Raw genomic sequence first — 14,147 nt, 5'->3', positions numbered from 1 at the left:
CTCCTGATTTCAAGTCAAGAATTTACAATAGGAACTATTGCGGATAATCATTTAAAAGAAAACAAAGCACCGAATATACACCAACTTATAAATGCGAATATTGTCGAGGATGCCAAGATTACTCTTAGGATAACGGCTATTGCAACTAAAACTGTTCCGGTCATTTATAAAGGGTCGTAAATAAGTAATTTATTTCTTCAGTACATTCACACCGACAATTCCTGCCAGCACCATTATACCACCGATAATGTGATAAGCATGAAGCGTTTCATTCAAGAACAGTATGCCACTGAAAACAGCGATTACGGGGCTAAAGTTATTGAAGATGGATACCTGTGATGCCGGTATTACCCTCAGGGCACTGTTAGTCAGGAAGGAAGTCAGAAAAGAGGAAAGGATACCCAGATAAAGTATCGTCCACAAAAATTCACTGTTGTTAAAAGGGGCAAAATAGAGCGACAACGTACCCGAGTTAAGATGTACAGTTACAGCGATCAGGTTGAACACAACGCAGGCAGTCACAGTCATGAAAAATGTAATATCCATGGCATTGGACTGTTGCGTAACTTTCTTTCCCAAGACAAAGTAGATAGCCATGGATACCACGGAAAGAAGGATGAAAAAATCACCTTTCAACGTTTCGTTACTAATTTCTCCCAGTCCGTTCTTATACATAATATATACAACACCGCCTACCGACAACAACACAAAAATAATCTGCCAAAAGGAATTTTTCTCCTTCAGGAATACCGCTGCCAGAATAACCGTAAAAATGGGTGCGGTTGCCGATAGAATACCGGCTTCGGAAGCAGTGGTAAACTGCAGGCCTATTGTCTGCATTGAGAAAAGCAGTAACGGATAAAACAGGGATAATACGAGCAGAGGGAATATCCTTTTCCTGTCAATCACAGGCCATCCCTTCCTGCGCAACAAATAAAAAAAGAATAAACCGGCAGTTGCCGCCGTAAAGCGGTGTGCGAGCAAATCAATCGACGAGGCATGGCGCAACGCCATCTTTACAAAGATAAAAGAAAAGCCGATAATGATGGTCATCAACGTAAGGCCGGCATAAGCTGTTATTTCCCTGTTTACCTGTCTCATTCGATTAAGTTTTTTCTCCAAATCTCCCACTCAAAGTCTCCTAGTCTCCCATTCTCCTCCCCTCAAAGTCTCCCGATCATCCTTCCCATTTTATAAGGCAAAGGTAACATAGAAGTTCTTATCACCAAAACAGATGACATTTTGCTACTTTGTATGCGCTTTTTTTTGTACTTTTGCGGGAAATATTGGATATTCTGAAATCGTATCCCGATAGGGATCAAAGAACCAAAACATACATTTAACTTTTTCGTTGGGCCAAATGAACAGGGATCAAGTTTACTTGAATGTTTTTGATAAGCTCGACAGAGTCAAAACAAGTTTTGACTCTGTCGAGCGCAGAAAACAGCTAAGTTTACTTAAATTCTTCCATGACCGGAAAAAGTCTAACTATTATTGAATAATGAACTTACTTGACAGTTTGATCGAAAGGGCAAAAGCGAATAAACAACGTATCGTATTGCCCGAAGGTACCGAAAAGCGAACTCTCACAGCAGCCGATCAACTGCTCCGTGACGATGTGGCAGAAATTATCCTGCTGGGAAATCCTGTGGAGATCCGGGAAATCGCAAAAGAGTCAAAGCTTTTTAACATAGAAAAAGCGCAAATCGTCGACCCGAAAGAGCATGACAAAAAAGATGCGTACACCCAACTCCTCACCGAATTACGCAAAAAGAAAGGAATGACCTATGAACAGGCATCCTTGTTAGTGGAAGACCCGTTATACCTGGCCTGCCTGATGATCAGTGCCGGGGATGCCGACGGTGAGATCGCCGGTGCGAAAAATACCACAGGCGATGTACTCCGCCCCGCTTTGCAGATTATCAAGACCTCACCGGGAGTGAAGGTCGTGTCAGGGGCATTCATTATGTTCACACAAACGCCACAATATGGGGAAAACGGTACGCTTCTTTTTGCCGATTGTGCCGTAATGCCTAATCCCACTGCGGAGGAATTGGCATCCATCGCCGTTGCTTCGGCACAAACAATGAAAAGTCTGGTAGGTGTAGAACCGCGTGTGGCCATGCTCAGCTTCTCCACCAAAGGAAGTGCTGAACACGAGATGATCGACAAGGTACGTGAGGCAGCCCGTATCGCTAAAGAGATTGACCCAAAATTACAAATCGATGGAGAACTGCAGGCGGATGCCGCAATTGTCCCTTCTGTAGGAGCAAGCAAAGCGCCGGGAAGTATCATCGCCGGCAAGGCCAATGTACTGGTTTTCCCTACACTCGAAGCCGGAAATATCGGTTACAAATTAGTACAAAGATTAGGAAATGCCGGGGCTGTAGGACCTGTATTACAAGGTATGGCAGCACCAGTAAACGACCTTTCACGCGGTTGCTCAGTAGAGGATATTTACAATATGGTAGCCATCACAGCTAATCAGGCTATCGGATTAAAACAGAATAAATAGTCGCCGGATATGAGTGAAATAATTATAGAACCTATTGAAAATTACGGACTTACCATCACCTCTAAAAGTAAAAAGAAACAGTTGTTTTCAAAAATCGGGGTAGTAGGTGCAGGAAAAGAGGGACGAACCATCATCAATATGGCTGCAACAGCCGGAATGGAGGTAATTTTTCTGGATGAATCACAGGAACGGATCGATTTTGTGATGAGGGAACTGGAAAAGGTGATGGATCATAAGATCAGCAGTTGGGGGTTAACCTCGTCGGAAAAGAAGATCATTATGAACCGCATCACTCCTACCCTTCAATACGAGGATTTTAAGGGTTGCGATCTGGTGATCGAATGTACCCGGTATTCGGAAAGCGGGCGGCGAAGTACGCCGGTGCGCAAGAATATCTTCAAAAGACTGGAAGAGATATTGGATGAGGATGCGATTATTGCTTCCAACGGCTCCACTGTGATCATCAGTGAGTTGGCTGCCGATCTCGATCATAAGGAGCGCTGCGTGAGCCTCTATTTTCCGGTGTCACATCCCGACGCCCGCATTCTGGAAATCGTAAGTGGTATGTACACCTCGGAAGAGGTGTACCACAAAATGGAGATCTTTGCCAGACTGATCAAGTATAAACCGCATCGCATCAACGAAAGCAATGGGAACGTGAGCCTCCGGATGCTGGTAGTTATGATCAATGAGGCTTGCCAGATATTACTGGAAAGGGTCAGTTCCATAGAAGATATCGAAGAGACTTTTACCATTATCTACGGACAACGCTACGGTATTTTCCGTATGGCCGACATTATCGGTATCGAACGCCTTGTAACCCTTATGGAAGCGATGTTTAACGACTTCGGGGCAAAGCATTACAAACCCAATCCTATTCTATGGAAACTGTACCGCTCCAATCAATTGGGTGTACGTACGGGAAAAGGGTTTTATATCTATGATGAAGACGGGAATCCCGTTTCAATCAACAAAAACATCGTTTAATTAGATTCAAGATTTAGCTACGCTGATTTCAAATTCAAGATTTCAAATTCAAAATTTAAGATTAAGGATTTGAAGATCAAAATAATTGAGATATAAAGAACAAAGAAGAAGATGATGAAGATATTGGTATTAAATTGCGGAAGTTCATCCATCAAATATAAGCTTTTCGAAATGGAAAGCAAAGAAGTGGTTGCCCAGGGAGGCGTCGAAAAAATCGGGATGAAGGGTTCTTTCCTAAAATTCACACTTCCCGACGGACAGAAAGTGATGTTAGAAGGGGAGATTCTTGAACATCGTGCCGGTATTGAATATATTTTAGGAGTACTCCTCAGTGAGAAATATGGATGCATCAAATCATTAGATGAAATAGAGGCAGTAGGACACCGCGTAGTGCATGGCGGCGAGCGTTTTAATTCAAGTGTGCTCATTACCGACGAGGTGATCGATATACTGAACGAATGTATAGAGTTGGCGCCACTGCACAATCCCCCCAACCTGAAAGGTATTTACGCTATTCAGGAACTGATGCCTGATACACCGCAGGTTAGTGTTTTTGATACAGCCTTCCATCAGACTATGCCCGATTATGCCTATATGTACGGGATACCCTATTCATTATACGAGAAGTACGGTATTCGCCGGTATGGCTTTCATGGTACCAGCCACCGCTATGTCTCGGCAAGGGCCTGCGAATTCTTGGGAGTTCCTTATGAAGAGCAACGCATTATCACAGCTCACATCGGTAATGGAGGATCGGTGACCGCTATCAAAAACGGAAAATCGGTTGATACCAGCATGGGTATGACACCCGTCGAAGGACTCATTATGGGCACCCGTTCAGGTGACGTTGATCCTGGAGCCGTCTCCTATATTATGGAGAAAGAACATATGGGTACCAATGGAATATCGACACTGCTAAATAAATTCTCCGGAGTACTCGGCATTTCCGGGATCTCTTCTGATATGCGTGAACTGGAAGCAGCCATCAAGGCCGGGAACAAACGAGCCATGCTGGCTATGGAGACCTACAATTATCGTATCAAGAAATATATTGGCTCATACGCCGCCACCCTGGGAGGAGTGGATATTCTGGTATTTACCGGAGGTGTAGGGGAAAATCAGTTTGTTACCCGAAGAGATGTCTGTAAGAACATGGAATTCATGGGGATTGAACTGGATGAGGAACTGAATGCTTCGGTACGCGCCAAAGAGGTAGTGATCAGCAAACCGACTTCCAAAGTGAAAGTGGTAATTATCCCGACCGACGAAGAATTGTCGATTGCAAATGATACGATAGAGATTTTGCAGAAAGGATAAACAAAACTTTTTCAACAACTATAACTACAATGGCAATACTGCTATACGATCAATAAAAAAGCTCCGGAAAATCCGGAGCCTTTTTTATATATGGGGTTGCAAATAATTATTCCGCTACCACTTCAAAGGGAATATCTACTGAAACCTCTTTGTGAAGCCTTACCACAGCGTTGTAGTTTCCTACCTCTTTCACCTGGTCTTTTATCACGATCAGTTTCCTGTCCACTTCGAAACCTTTTTCTTTCAGTGCATCGGCAACCTGAATATTGGTAACCGAACCGAAAATTGTTCCGGTAGAACTGGTTTTTGCGCCGATAGTCAGCGTAACGCCTTCCATCTTTTCGGCAAGCGCCTGCGCGTCTGCTTTTATCTGGGCCAGTTTGTGTGCACGTTGCTTCTGGTTCTCAGCCAACACCTTCTTTGCAGATTCGGTGGCAATAACCGCCTTACCCTGAGGGATAAGGAAATTACGGGCATATCCTTTCCTCACATTCACTACATCGTCTTTGTAGCCTAAACTCTGTATATCTTCTTTTAAAATTACTTCCATTTCTCTTCCTCCTTTTTATTTCATTAAATCGGTTACATATGGAAGCAAAGCTATATGACGAGCTCTCTTCACTGCTTGCGCAATCCGGCGCTGAAACTTCAATGACGTACCGGTAATCCTTCTCGGCAAGATCTTTCCCTGTTCGTTCAGGAACTTCTTCAGGAATTCGGGATCTTTATAGTCGATATACTTGATACCGTTCTTTTTGAAACGGCAATATTTTTTCTTCTTCACATCTACCGATAGCGGGGTCAGATATCTGATTTCTGTCTGTTTAGCCATTTCTTAATCCTCCTTTTCGTTAAGTTCTACTTTCGCTTCAACAGCTTCCGTTTTTTCTTTCTTTACTGTTTTTGCAGCATCACCGGCTGAAGCACGTGCTTCCTGCCTCTTGCCGCCTCTGTTGTTTCTTCTTTTTTCGGCATATTCCAGCGCGAATTTATCCTGTTTCACAGTTAAGAAACGGATCACACGTTCGTCACGACGGAAATTCACTTCCAGTTTGTCGATCACTGACGGATCTGCATTGAACTCCAGGAAGGTATAAAATCCTGTCGTCTTCTTGTCGATGGGATACGCCAGTTTGCGCAAACCCCAGTCTTCTTCGTTCACAATTTCGGCCCCTTGATCCGTGAGGAGGGTTTTGAATTTTTCAACCGCTTCCTTCATCTGAGCATCAGACAAAACGGGAGTCAAAATGAAAACGGTTTCGTAATTGTTCATACTAATTTAATTATTAATTCGTTAATTGAAAAAATTTCGAGGTGCAAAGATATAATAAATTATCCTATTCTCAAAATGTCAATAATGATTACTTTCAGCAGCCGATCATTCAACTTTTTAAACCTACATTTGTTATCTTGATATCGTAAATCCATTAAAAAAAATGAAGAAAACAATCAACCAGGCGCTTGTAATTTTCGGCGCGTCGGGCGATCTTACATACCGGAAACTGATCCCTGCCGTGTTCGACCTGTTTATGAACGAGTCACTGCCGGAAGGTTATGCCGTGCTGGGAGTGAGCCGGACTGAATTCACGAACAAACAGTTCCGCAAGAAGATGAAAGAGGGTATCCGTCTGTTTGCCCACTATAAAGAGGCAGATGAAAAGAAAATCGACAGTTTCCTCTCCTCCGTTTTTTATCTGAGTATCGATACCGCAAAGGGAGAAGAATATATATATGTAAAAAAGAAACTGAGCGAACTGAACAAGAAATTCAATCTTGGACATAACTATATTTTTTATCTCTCCACTCCTCCGTCCCTCTACCCTATCATTCCAAAATTCTTATATGGACAGGGACTTACATTACAACAAAAGGGCTTCCGGAGGATTATTATCGAAAAGCCTTTCGGACATGATCTCTCGTCGGCTATTGAGCTCAATAAACAATTGCTGGAGTTTTTTCAGGAGGATCAGATCTATAGGATCGACCACTATCTGGGTAAGGAGACGGTACAAAATATGTTGGTAACCCGTTTTGCGAACGGCATTTACGAACCACTTTGGAATCGAAACTATATTCAGCATGTGGAAATAACGGCAGCCGAGAGTGTGGGTGTGGAAGATCGGGGCGGTTATTATGATGGATCAGGCGCACTGCGCGACATGATCCAGAACCATTTGCTTCAAGTGTTGTCGTTAGTAGCCATGGAGCCTCCGAATAAAATAACGCCTGAAGAGATCCGCTATGAAAAGATGAAAGTCTTCCGCTCCCTGCGTCCCCTGGGTAAAACCGACCTGAAAAAGAATGTGATCCGCGGACAATACACCGAAGCAACCGTACGGGGAAAACATTACAAGGGATATCGCGAAGAAAGCAATGTAAAACCTGATTCCCGCACAGAGACTTATGCCGCAATGAAGATTTTTATCGACAACTGGCGTTGGGAAGGAGTACCCTTTTATATCCGTACGGGGAAACGACTGCCCACACAGGTATCGGAAGTAGTCATCCATTTCAGGCCATCGCCGCAAAGGTTGTTCAAAGCAGCCGAAGGGACAGTTCATTCCGATAACCAACTTATCCTGCGTATCCAACCCGATGAAGGTATTCTGCTAAAGACCGGGATGAAAGTGCCGGGTAGTGGCTATGAAGTGAAATCTGTCAATATGGATTTTCATTATTCGGACTTGAACGACCATTATATACCCAGCGCCTATGAAAGATTGATACTCGACTGTATGGCAGGGGATAATATGCTTTTTATGCAGGGTGCCGCAGCCGAAGTGACATGGAAATTCGTACAACCTATCCTCGACTACTGGGAAAACGACAAAGATGCACCTCTCCACGGTTATCCTGCCGGCTCCTGGGGCCCGGACGTGGCTGACGATCTGGTCGAAGGCAAAGAAAACACATGGCGATACCCATGCAAAAATCTGGCAGAAGACGGGATTTATTGTGAATTGTGAATTATGATTTATAATTTATGATATAGGATATGGGATCCTATAATTAGCTGCTGACAATTGGTAATTAGTAATTGATAATTGGTAATTGAAAAAAGGATGTACATACAAATTTTTAAAACGAAAGACGACTTGAACCGGGTATTTACAGACAGGCTAAAAGAAATCATTTCTGAAAAAGACACAATTACGGTCGCACTGTCGGGAGGTTCTACCCCAAAATCATTATTCGATTATTGGGCACAACTGCCGGAAGGTGAAATCAACTGGAAAAAAGTTAAATTCTTCTGGGGTGATGAGCGTTGTGTTCCGCCATCCGACGATGAAAGCAATTACAAAATGACAAAAGAACATCTGTTCAATTTCGTACCGGTACCCCACGAAAATATTTTCCGTATCCATGGAGAAAACGATCCCGGATCCGAAGCCGTAAGGTATGGCAAACTACTCTCCGGGGAGTTAGAAACGACTAATAGTGTACCTTCTTTCGATGTTTTGATGCTGGGAATGGGAGACGACGGACATACCGCTTCCATTTTCCCTCATGAGATAATACTCTGGGATAGCCCTGGGAATTGTGTAACTGCTACTCACCCCGTAAGCGGGCAAAGACGGGTGAGCCTCTCCGGTAAAGTAATCAATGCGGCAAGGGACATCTTTTTTCTGGTGACCGGAGAAAACAAAGCAGAGAAAGTAAAAGAGATCATAGAACAACCCGACAAAGCCGCAGAGAAATATCCGGCTGCACTGGTACGACCGGAGTCGGGAAATCTTTATTGGTTCCTTGACGCCCCAGCGGCCAAATTACTTAAATACAAACCAGGCACTTAACCGCTGAGCCACTTAACCTCTCAGGCACTTTCCCTCTTTCCCACATCACACCATCCCCCTTGCCTTTATCTCCAGGTACTTATTGATGCTGTCGATGGTCAGGTTTTCAGGGGAGGAAAGCAGACACTGAATGCCGTGTCGGTTCAGTTCCTTCACGATCAGCCGTTTTTCAAAAGCAAATTTCTCTGCAATAATCTTATCGTATACTTCATTCAGTTTTTCGGCTTTTTTGTCAATCAAGCGGTTCAATTCTGTATTTTTGAAGAATATCACAATAAGTAAATGGTTTTTGGATATCGCTTTAAGATAGGGAAGTTGCCGTTGCAATGCATCGGTCGTCTCAAAATTGGTATAAAGGATCAACAGGCTCCGTTGTGTAATACTTTGCTTGATCTCTACGTATAACCGGTTGAAATCGCTCTCAAGAAAGTCGGTTTCAATACGGTACAATGCATTCATGATTTTTTGCATTTGTCCGGCTTGCCGGTTAGCAGGAACACGATCTTCTACTTTTTTGGAGAAAGTAAATAGTCCTGCCTTGTCCTGCTTCCTGATAACAATATTACTTAGTGCCAACGTAGAGTTGATAGCCCAATCCAGCAGGGTCATTCCACCGAAAGGCATTTGCATGCTCCGTCCCTTATCAATTAGCATGTAAACCGGTTGCGATTTCTCTTCCTGATATTGATTTACCATCAATCCTCCCTTTTTGGAAGTCGCTTTCCAATTGATGGTACGGATATCATCCCCCTGTACATACCCTTTGATTTGTTCAAATTCCATCGTATGCCCGATCCGACGGATTTTCTTTAATCCATACTCAAACGGATTATGCGAAAAAGCAATCAGGTCATATTTTTTCATCTGGATGAACGAGGGATAAGCTGCCACCGTGGCATTTTCCGAAAAAATATAACGCCGCATAGCCAGGCGAAGAGGGGTAAGCACAGAAACATTGAGTTTTCCGAACAGGTATTCACCCCGTTGCACAGGGCGTAGAGTGTATTCATACTCTTTCTCCGCAAATTTCCCGATATCACTTTCCATTAAAAAGTCACGCTTCTGGTATTGATAGGGAATTTCGTCAATAATATGCAGACGCACGGGAACAGGATAATGATTGTGGATTTTTATCCGGACTATATTTTCATCACCGTTCGAGAGCATCTCAGGCAAAACCCGCGATGAAGAAATATTATCCTTTCCCGAAAAAAGAACGAATATATCCACCAAAAGTAGCAGTAATAAAACTATAAGCAGCCCTACAGCCACAGGATACAACCAATCCACAAAAAATGAAATGAAAGAGAGCACTGCAATACCGAGCAGCGACCAATAAAACACATGGTTTATATATAGCGATTTCAATATCTTCATTATCTTCTCATTTCATCAGGGATATGCAGGAAACGGGTTACTTTATCGAGGGACTTCTATACCGGCTACGATCTCCGCAATGATCTGTTCCGCTTTCAAACCTTCCATCTCTTTCTCGGGCGATACAATCACACGATGGCGCAATACCGGAACCACTACATCTTTAATGTCTTCAGGGGTCACAAAATCACGTCCATTGAGAGCTGCCATTCCTTTAGCGGCATTCAAAATTGCGAGAGAGGCACGCGGTGATGCACCCAGATAAAGCAAGGGTGTCTGGCGTGTTTGCTGGACAATATTCGCAATATAGGCCATCAAGTGACTTTCCACGATAACCTCACGCACCAATAACTGGAACTTCACAACCTGGTCTCCCGACATCACATTGCTGATATTCTCGATTTTATTAAAACCTTTTGTTTCATGCTCCCTGCGGATGATCTCAAACTCTTCGGACAAGTTGGGGTAATCGACTACTATCTTGAAAAGAAACCGGTCTAACTGTGCTTCCGGCAAACGGTAAGTGCCTTCCTGTTCAATGGGATTCTGTGTAGCGATCACAATAAATGGCGCTTCCATACGATATGTGTCACCGTCGAGGGTAATCTGCCGTTCTTCCATCACTTCAAACATAGCTGCCTGTGTTTTGGCCGGCGCACGGTTTACTTCGTCCACCAGGATAAGGTTGGCGAAGACAGGGCCTTTCCGGAACTGGAAATCCGAGGTTTTCATATCGAAGACCGATGTTCCGAGAATATCGGATGGCATCAGGTCGGGTGTAAATTGTATCCGGCTGAAAGAGGTATCCACCGCCTTTGCCAAAAGTTTCACAGCAAGTGTCTTGGCAATGCCCGGCACACCTTCCAGAAGCACATGGCCATTGGCAATCAGCGCAACCAGCAGATAATCAATTAATTTATCCTGTCCCACAATCACTTTTTGCAGTTCCGCCCTCACGGCATCCATCGTATTCCGCAACTCGCTTAAATCGATCCTCGATTCAAACCGGATATTCTCTTCTACATTTTCGTTCAACTCCATATCTTTTATTGTTGAATTGTTTAATCATTATTACTTGTCCCACATCCCACATCCCACATCCCATATCCCATATCCCATATTCCAAATCCCATATTCCAAATCCCACATCCCAAATTGGCACATTAACTCCCCTCCCAAAACCGATCTATCAATGTGCTCAGTTGTATAAGTTGTTGTTTACTGCACTGAGGCTGATGATTTACCTTTTCAATTAAAGAAAAAATCTCTTTGATCAGTTCCTCCTCTTTCCCTGACTTGAGGCATAACCGTTGAATCAGCTTATCTTCAGGCAGCTGCGTATCCATATTATAGGTTCTCCGCACCCTATCCAGAAAATAAATAATCTTTTTTCGGGCAATATCAGAAGTATTTCCTTCCTGAAAATAGAGATTTCCTATTGTTTGTACAAACTCAACAGTGGTATTCTTCACCGGTTTTATGACAGGCACAACGCGTTGTTTACGTTTGGCCGTAAAAAAAATAAAACCAATCAGTCCGTAAACAAAGATCAACCATGTCATCCGTAACGCCGGATATTTAAAGATAACGCTCAACTGGCTTCTTTGCAACCTTTCATTATGTTGTTGTGAAGCAACGAACCACACTACCGGCTGGTCGGGAAGATAACTTAATACCCTTTCTGCATACTCCTGCAACGCCTCGCCCGACATCAACGAATAATTAGAAAAAGCAACCGGTTGATTATGCAGAAGGATTTTACCCTCCCCGAATCTGAATTCCATAAAACTAATGTATTCCGACTCATTCGGTAACGTCATATAGCCCAGCGCTGTGGAGAATGTTGTATCAGCATGCACAAAAGCGTACTGTCCAAAAACCGGAGAGTAAATGTATTCATCATCATCCCATTCCTCTCTTGAGAATTTAAGTTTCATCCCGGGCCTGTCGCCAATGTGAGAATTAAAAAGAACCGGAAGACTATATGAGACGTACTCGCAAATAGCCTGTAACGTATCGGTTAAATAAGGATCAAATCCATCGGACGCAATAAAAAGCATGCTACCTTGTTGGACAGCATTCAATATTTTGTTAGTCGAAATCTTATCTATATATACAGATTCCCTGATGAACAGGTAGGTCTCTTTCGGTGTATCCAGGCTGTCCTGATGTTGAAAATATTCAAAGGGACTTTTACTGTAACGAACAACACTGTCATCGAACAAACGATCGATTTCCTGATTCAACACATACAGGTCCAAAGGCTTTTTCTCATCCAGATAGTAGCTTGGCGACCAATCCAACGGCTTCTGGCGTGTCTGGTCGATCACAATCATCACGGCAATGAGTACCGCAAAAACCAATAGATATGTCTTTAGCGCCCTACTCATTGTTCAATTCTGTTTTTATATGACGCAGGAATGTTTCCCGGGCTTTCCGGTACTCCGAATCGTTAATAGAAAACCCGCCATACCAGATATAGTTATACAGATAGGAGAGGTATCTGAATTGTTCCTGCAATATCTTATCCTTAATTTCGGAGAAATAATCTATATTCGTTTTGTCGGGATTCCACCGGATAATATTATTGTCAGTATAAGATCTAAGCACCCATAAATAAAGCAACCGGACAGACTGGCGTGTATCACCTTGCTGCTCAGCCTCACTGAGGAGGGCTTCAAAATTTGCTTCGTGGATATGCTCCTCCACATTTGAGAGGGTGACGGCCACCGTTTCGTTTTTCTTTTCAAAGAACCAGCGCCCACGGTGATTCATGAACAGGCGGACAACAATATATAACGCCACCAAAAAAATCACCACCAGCACAATATCCAATATTTTATCTGACAGGTTGTTGATTGATGAAACGTCGGGGATTCCGAAAAGCTTCCGTATCCACGCCGAGATCATTTCCTTGAGTCGTTGGAAAAAACTTTTATTGATATTCCGCTCATAATTCAATGCGTCGTCCGATGCATACCTTTCAGCAAGATAGCCGTCGAAATACCGCATAGTGCCCAGCAAAGAGGTATCTCCCGGAATCACATTAATAATGCTGTCCCGTTGGAACCGGGTCAAACTATCCGGATCAATAAATGTAGGTTCCAATATAATATGCAGGGAGTCGGCATCCGTTTCTTCAATTGGTGCGACAACGCTATCCTGCGGAGAAACTTCAAAAAATGAGATAAATCCGGCAATAAATACGACAATCAAAAAATTATTCCACATTCTGTCCTATTAGATCTATTTCCGATAACGCCTGGGTGTGATACCGCTGTTCCTGCATACTGTAATAAACAATACCCTGGTTCACTGTTAAAATATTGGACAATATATATGACAAGACAAACGACACTATGTACAAAATAGATATATAAGTCCCAAAATCTGCACTCAACTCCTCATTTCCTGTTGTAAATAATGAAAACATCATAAATATATAGGGGATCATCGTCACCATACCCTGCAGAATGCTCAATATAAAATAGATGACTACCGCCGATCCTATAATATGCCAAAACTTTTTTGAAAACAGAATTTTCCATCCTTGCCGCATCGCATCGGTAAAGGATACTTCATTGAGAAGATATACATAGAATGTCTGCGTAATCCAGACCGTCGCAACAGGTATAAGCAGGATCAGGATAAAGACACCCACTACCAGCAAGACCAAGACACTTGCCAACAAAGTCGCCACGATAATAAGCGGAAAGAATGTAACCAGCGAATAAAGACCAAACCGGATAATCCTGGGTAAGAATTTCCTGATCCGTTCAAAAATCTCTGACGAAGTAAAATCCTCTCTCCCTGTCTCTTCAATCAACCCCAGATAAACGACAGGATAGCTCACAGCAAAAATAGAGAAGAGGATACTCAGCACTATCATCATGATCAACATGGAAACAAACAGAACAGGATTATCTGAGAAATAATAACTTATGTCATATCCGATACCGTCATTGACACTACTAAACAGTGCTGTAAAAAGATCGCGAAAAACAAAGAAATAGATTACACAGAGTAAAATCAGAATACCGCCTGTGATTACAATATAATTCCCGAAAAAATTCTTCCAGTAACTTTTAAAAAATGCTATAGTGTCGATGATATAACCACTGAAATCCCGTTGTTTATATAACTGAAACATATATATA

The 14,147-nt window shown here is 42.9% G+C and carries 14 protein-coding genes and 1 pseudogene; 6 read left to right on the top strand and 9 right to left on the bottom strand.

Features of this window, described 5'->3' with window-relative positions; translation table 11 throughout:
• Positions 1–180, top strand: a 180-nt coding sequence (locus U2P89_RS08305; RefSeq protein ID WP_322191177.1) for a hypothetical protein, incomplete at its 5' end; no start/stop codon positions are given.
• 9 nt (positions 181–189) lie between these two features.
• On the opposite strand, the gene U2P89_RS08300 is transcribed toward U2P89_RS08305, so the two are convergent.
• A complete protein-coding gene (locus U2P89_RS08300; protein ID WP_091910162.1) occupies positions 190–1,101 on the bottom strand; it encodes a DMT family transporter in 912 nt (303 codons plus the stop codon).
• A 400-nt stretch (positions 1,102–1,501) separates the two neighbouring features.
• Here U2P89_RS08300 and pta point away from each other — a divergent pair, with 400 nt between their 5' ends.
• From pta to U2P89_RS08285, 3 genes are all read left to right on the top strand, one after another.
• Entirely contained in the window at positions 1,502–2,515 is a 1,014-nt protein-coding gene (gene pta, locus U2P89_RS08295; protein WP_076931370.1) for a phosphate acetyltransferase, read from the top strand.
• Between the two features lie 9 nt (positions 2,516–2,524).
• On the top strand, positions 2,525–3,502 hold the full coding sequence (locus U2P89_RS08290; RefSeq protein ID WP_092027853.1) for a 3-hydroxyacyl-CoA dehydrogenase family protein: 978 nt from the start codon (positions 2,525–2,527) through the stop codon (positions 3,500–3,502).
• Between the two features lie 114 nt (positions 3,503–3,616).
• Positions 3,617–4,819 carry an acetate/propionate family kinase gene (locus U2P89_RS08285; protein ID WP_092027855.1) on the top strand — a complete coding sequence of 401 codons (1,203 nt, stop codon included), beginning with the start codon at positions 3,617–3,619 and terminating at the stop codon, positions 4,817–4,819.
• Positions 4,820–4,925: 106 nt separating this feature from the next.
• Here the strand turns inward: U2P89_RS08285 and rplI are convergent, their stop codons facing one another.
• The 3 genes and pseudogenes from rplI to rpsF form a co-directional block, all read right to left on the bottom strand.
• The gene (rplI, locus tag U2P89_RS08280; RefSeq protein WP_091910171.1) at positions 4,926–5,369 is read right to left on the bottom strand and encodes a 50S ribosomal protein L9; all 444 of its coding nucleotides are present in this window, start codon (positions 5,367–5,369) and stop codon (positions 4,926–4,928) included.
• A gap of 15 nt (positions 5,370–5,384) precedes the next feature.
• A complete protein-coding gene (gene rpsR, locus U2P89_RS08275) occupies positions 5,385–5,651 on the bottom strand; it encodes a 30S ribosomal protein S18 (protein ID WP_076931372.1) in 267 nt (88 codons plus the stop codon).
• Positions 5,652–5,759: 108 nt separating this feature from the next.
• Positions 5,760–6,092, bottom strand: a pseudogene (gene rpsF / locus U2P89_RS08270) (30S ribosomal protein S6); the annotation flags it as partial.
• 163 nt (positions 6,093–6,255) lie between these two features.
• Between rpsF and zwf the strand changes: the two are divergent.
• Both zwf and pgl read left to right on the top strand, forming a co-directional pair.
• Entirely contained in the window at positions 6,256–7,785 is a 1,530-nt protein-coding gene (gene zwf, locus U2P89_RS08265) for a glucose-6-phosphate dehydrogenase (RefSeq protein WP_313381376.1), read from the top strand.
• Positions 7,786–7,881: 96 nt separating this feature from the next.
• Positions 7,882–8,613: a 6-phosphogluconolactonase gene (pgl, locus tag U2P89_RS08260; RefSeq protein WP_322191176.1), complete on the top strand. Its 732-nt coding sequence runs from the start codon at positions 7,882–7,884 to the stop codon at positions 8,611–8,613.
• A gap of 45 nt (positions 8,614–8,658) precedes the next feature.
• Here pgl and U2P89_RS08255 read toward each other — a convergent pair whose 3' ends face one another.
• The 5 genes from U2P89_RS08255 to U2P89_RS08235 all read right to left on the bottom strand — a co-directional run bounded on the left by U2P89_RS08255 (position 8,659) and on the right by U2P89_RS08235 (position 14,140).
• On the bottom strand, positions 8,659–9,990 hold the full coding sequence (locus U2P89_RS08255) for a DUF58 domain-containing protein (RefSeq protein ID WP_322191175.1): 1,332 nt from the start codon (positions 9,988–9,990) through the stop codon (positions 8,659–8,661).
• Between the two features lie 42 nt (positions 9,991–10,032).
• On the bottom strand, positions 10,033–11,031 hold the full coding sequence (locus tag U2P89_RS08250; RefSeq protein ID WP_092117701.1) for an AAA family ATPase: 999 nt from the start codon (positions 11,029–11,031) through the stop codon (positions 10,033–10,035).
• Positions 11,032–11,153: 122 nt separating this feature from the next.
• Complete coding sequence (locus tag U2P89_RS08245) at positions 11,154–12,380, bottom strand: hypothetical protein (RefSeq protein ID WP_322191174.1); 1,227 nt, start codon at positions 12,378–12,380, stop codon at positions 11,154–11,156.
• Complete coding sequence (locus U2P89_RS08240) at positions 12,373–13,221, bottom strand: hypothetical protein (protein ID WP_322191173.1); 849 nt, start codon at positions 13,219–13,221, stop codon at positions 12,373–12,375. Before U2P89_RS08240 ends, U2P89_RS08245 begins: the two co-directional genes overlap by 8 nt.
• Positions 13,211–14,140, bottom strand: coding sequence for a hypothetical protein (locus tag U2P89_RS08235; protein ID WP_322191172.1), 930 nt, complete (start codon positions 14,138–14,140; stop codon positions 13,211–13,213). The genes U2P89_RS08240 and U2P89_RS08235 overlap by 11 nt, the downstream gene beginning before the upstream one ends.
• Positions 14,141–14,147 lie beyond the last annotated feature (7 nt).

Origin of the sequence: Proteiniphilum sp. (assembly GCF_034331125.1) — a bacterium.
Classification (GTDB): Bacteria; Bacteroidota; Bacteroidia; order Bacteroidales; family Dysgonomonadaceae; genus Proteiniphilum; species Proteiniphilum saccharofermentans.
Note: the sequence above shows the minus strand (reverse complement) of the source record. Positions and strands in the feature narration are given on the sequence as shown.

What these genes read in the sequence shown, in the direction of transcription:
- U2P89_RS08300 (WP_091910162.1), bottom strand. Translation starts at nt 1,101, where the DNA reads ATGAGACAGGTAAACAGGGAAATAACAGCTTATGCCGGCCTTACGTTG.
- pta (WP_076931370.1), top strand. Translation starts at nt 1,502, where the DNA reads ATGAACTTACTTGACAGTTTGATCGAAAGGGCAAAAGCGAATAAACAA.
- U2P89_RS08290 (WP_092027853.1), top strand. Translation starts at nt 2,525, where the DNA reads ATGAGTGAAATAATTATAGAACCTATTGAAAATTACGGACTTACCATC.
- U2P89_RS08285 (WP_092027855.1), top strand. Translation starts at nt 3,617, where the DNA reads ATGAAGATATTGGTATTAAATTGCGGAAGTTCATCCATCAAATATAAG.
- rplI (WP_091910171.1), bottom strand. Translation starts at nt 5,369, where the DNA reads ATGGAAGTAATTTTAAAAGAAGATATACAGAGTTTAGGCTACAAAGAC.
- rpsR (WP_076931372.1), bottom strand. Translation starts at nt 5,651, where the DNA reads ATGGCTAAACAGACAGAAATCAGATATCTGACCCCGCTATCGGTAGAT.
- zwf (WP_313381376.1), top strand. Translation starts at nt 6,256, where the DNA reads ATGAAGAAAACAATCAACCAGGCGCTTGTAATTTTCGGCGCGTCGGGC.
- pgl (WP_322191176.1), top strand. Translation starts at nt 7,882, where the DNA reads ATGTACATACAAATTTTTAAAACGAAAGACGACTTGAACCGGGTATTT.
- U2P89_RS08255 (WP_322191175.1), bottom strand. Translation starts at nt 9,990, where the DNA reads ATGAAGATATTGAAATCGCTATATATAAACCATGTGTTTTATTGGTCG.
- U2P89_RS08250 (WP_092117701.1), bottom strand. Translation starts at nt 11,031, where the DNA reads ATGGAGTTGAACGAAAATGTAGAAGAGAATATCCGGTTTGAATCGAGG.
- U2P89_RS08245 (WP_322191174.1), bottom strand. Translation starts at nt 12,380, where the DNA reads ATGAGTAGGGCGCTAAAGACATATCTATTGGTTTTTGCGGTACTCATT.
- U2P89_RS08240 (WP_322191173.1), bottom strand. Translation starts at nt 13,221, where the DNA reads ATGTGGAATAATTTTTTGATTGTCGTATTTATTGCCGGATTTATCTCA.
- U2P89_RS08235 (WP_322191172.1), bottom strand. Translation starts at nt 14,140, where the DNA reads ATGTTTCAGTTATATAAACAACGGGATTTCAGTGGTTATATCATCGAC.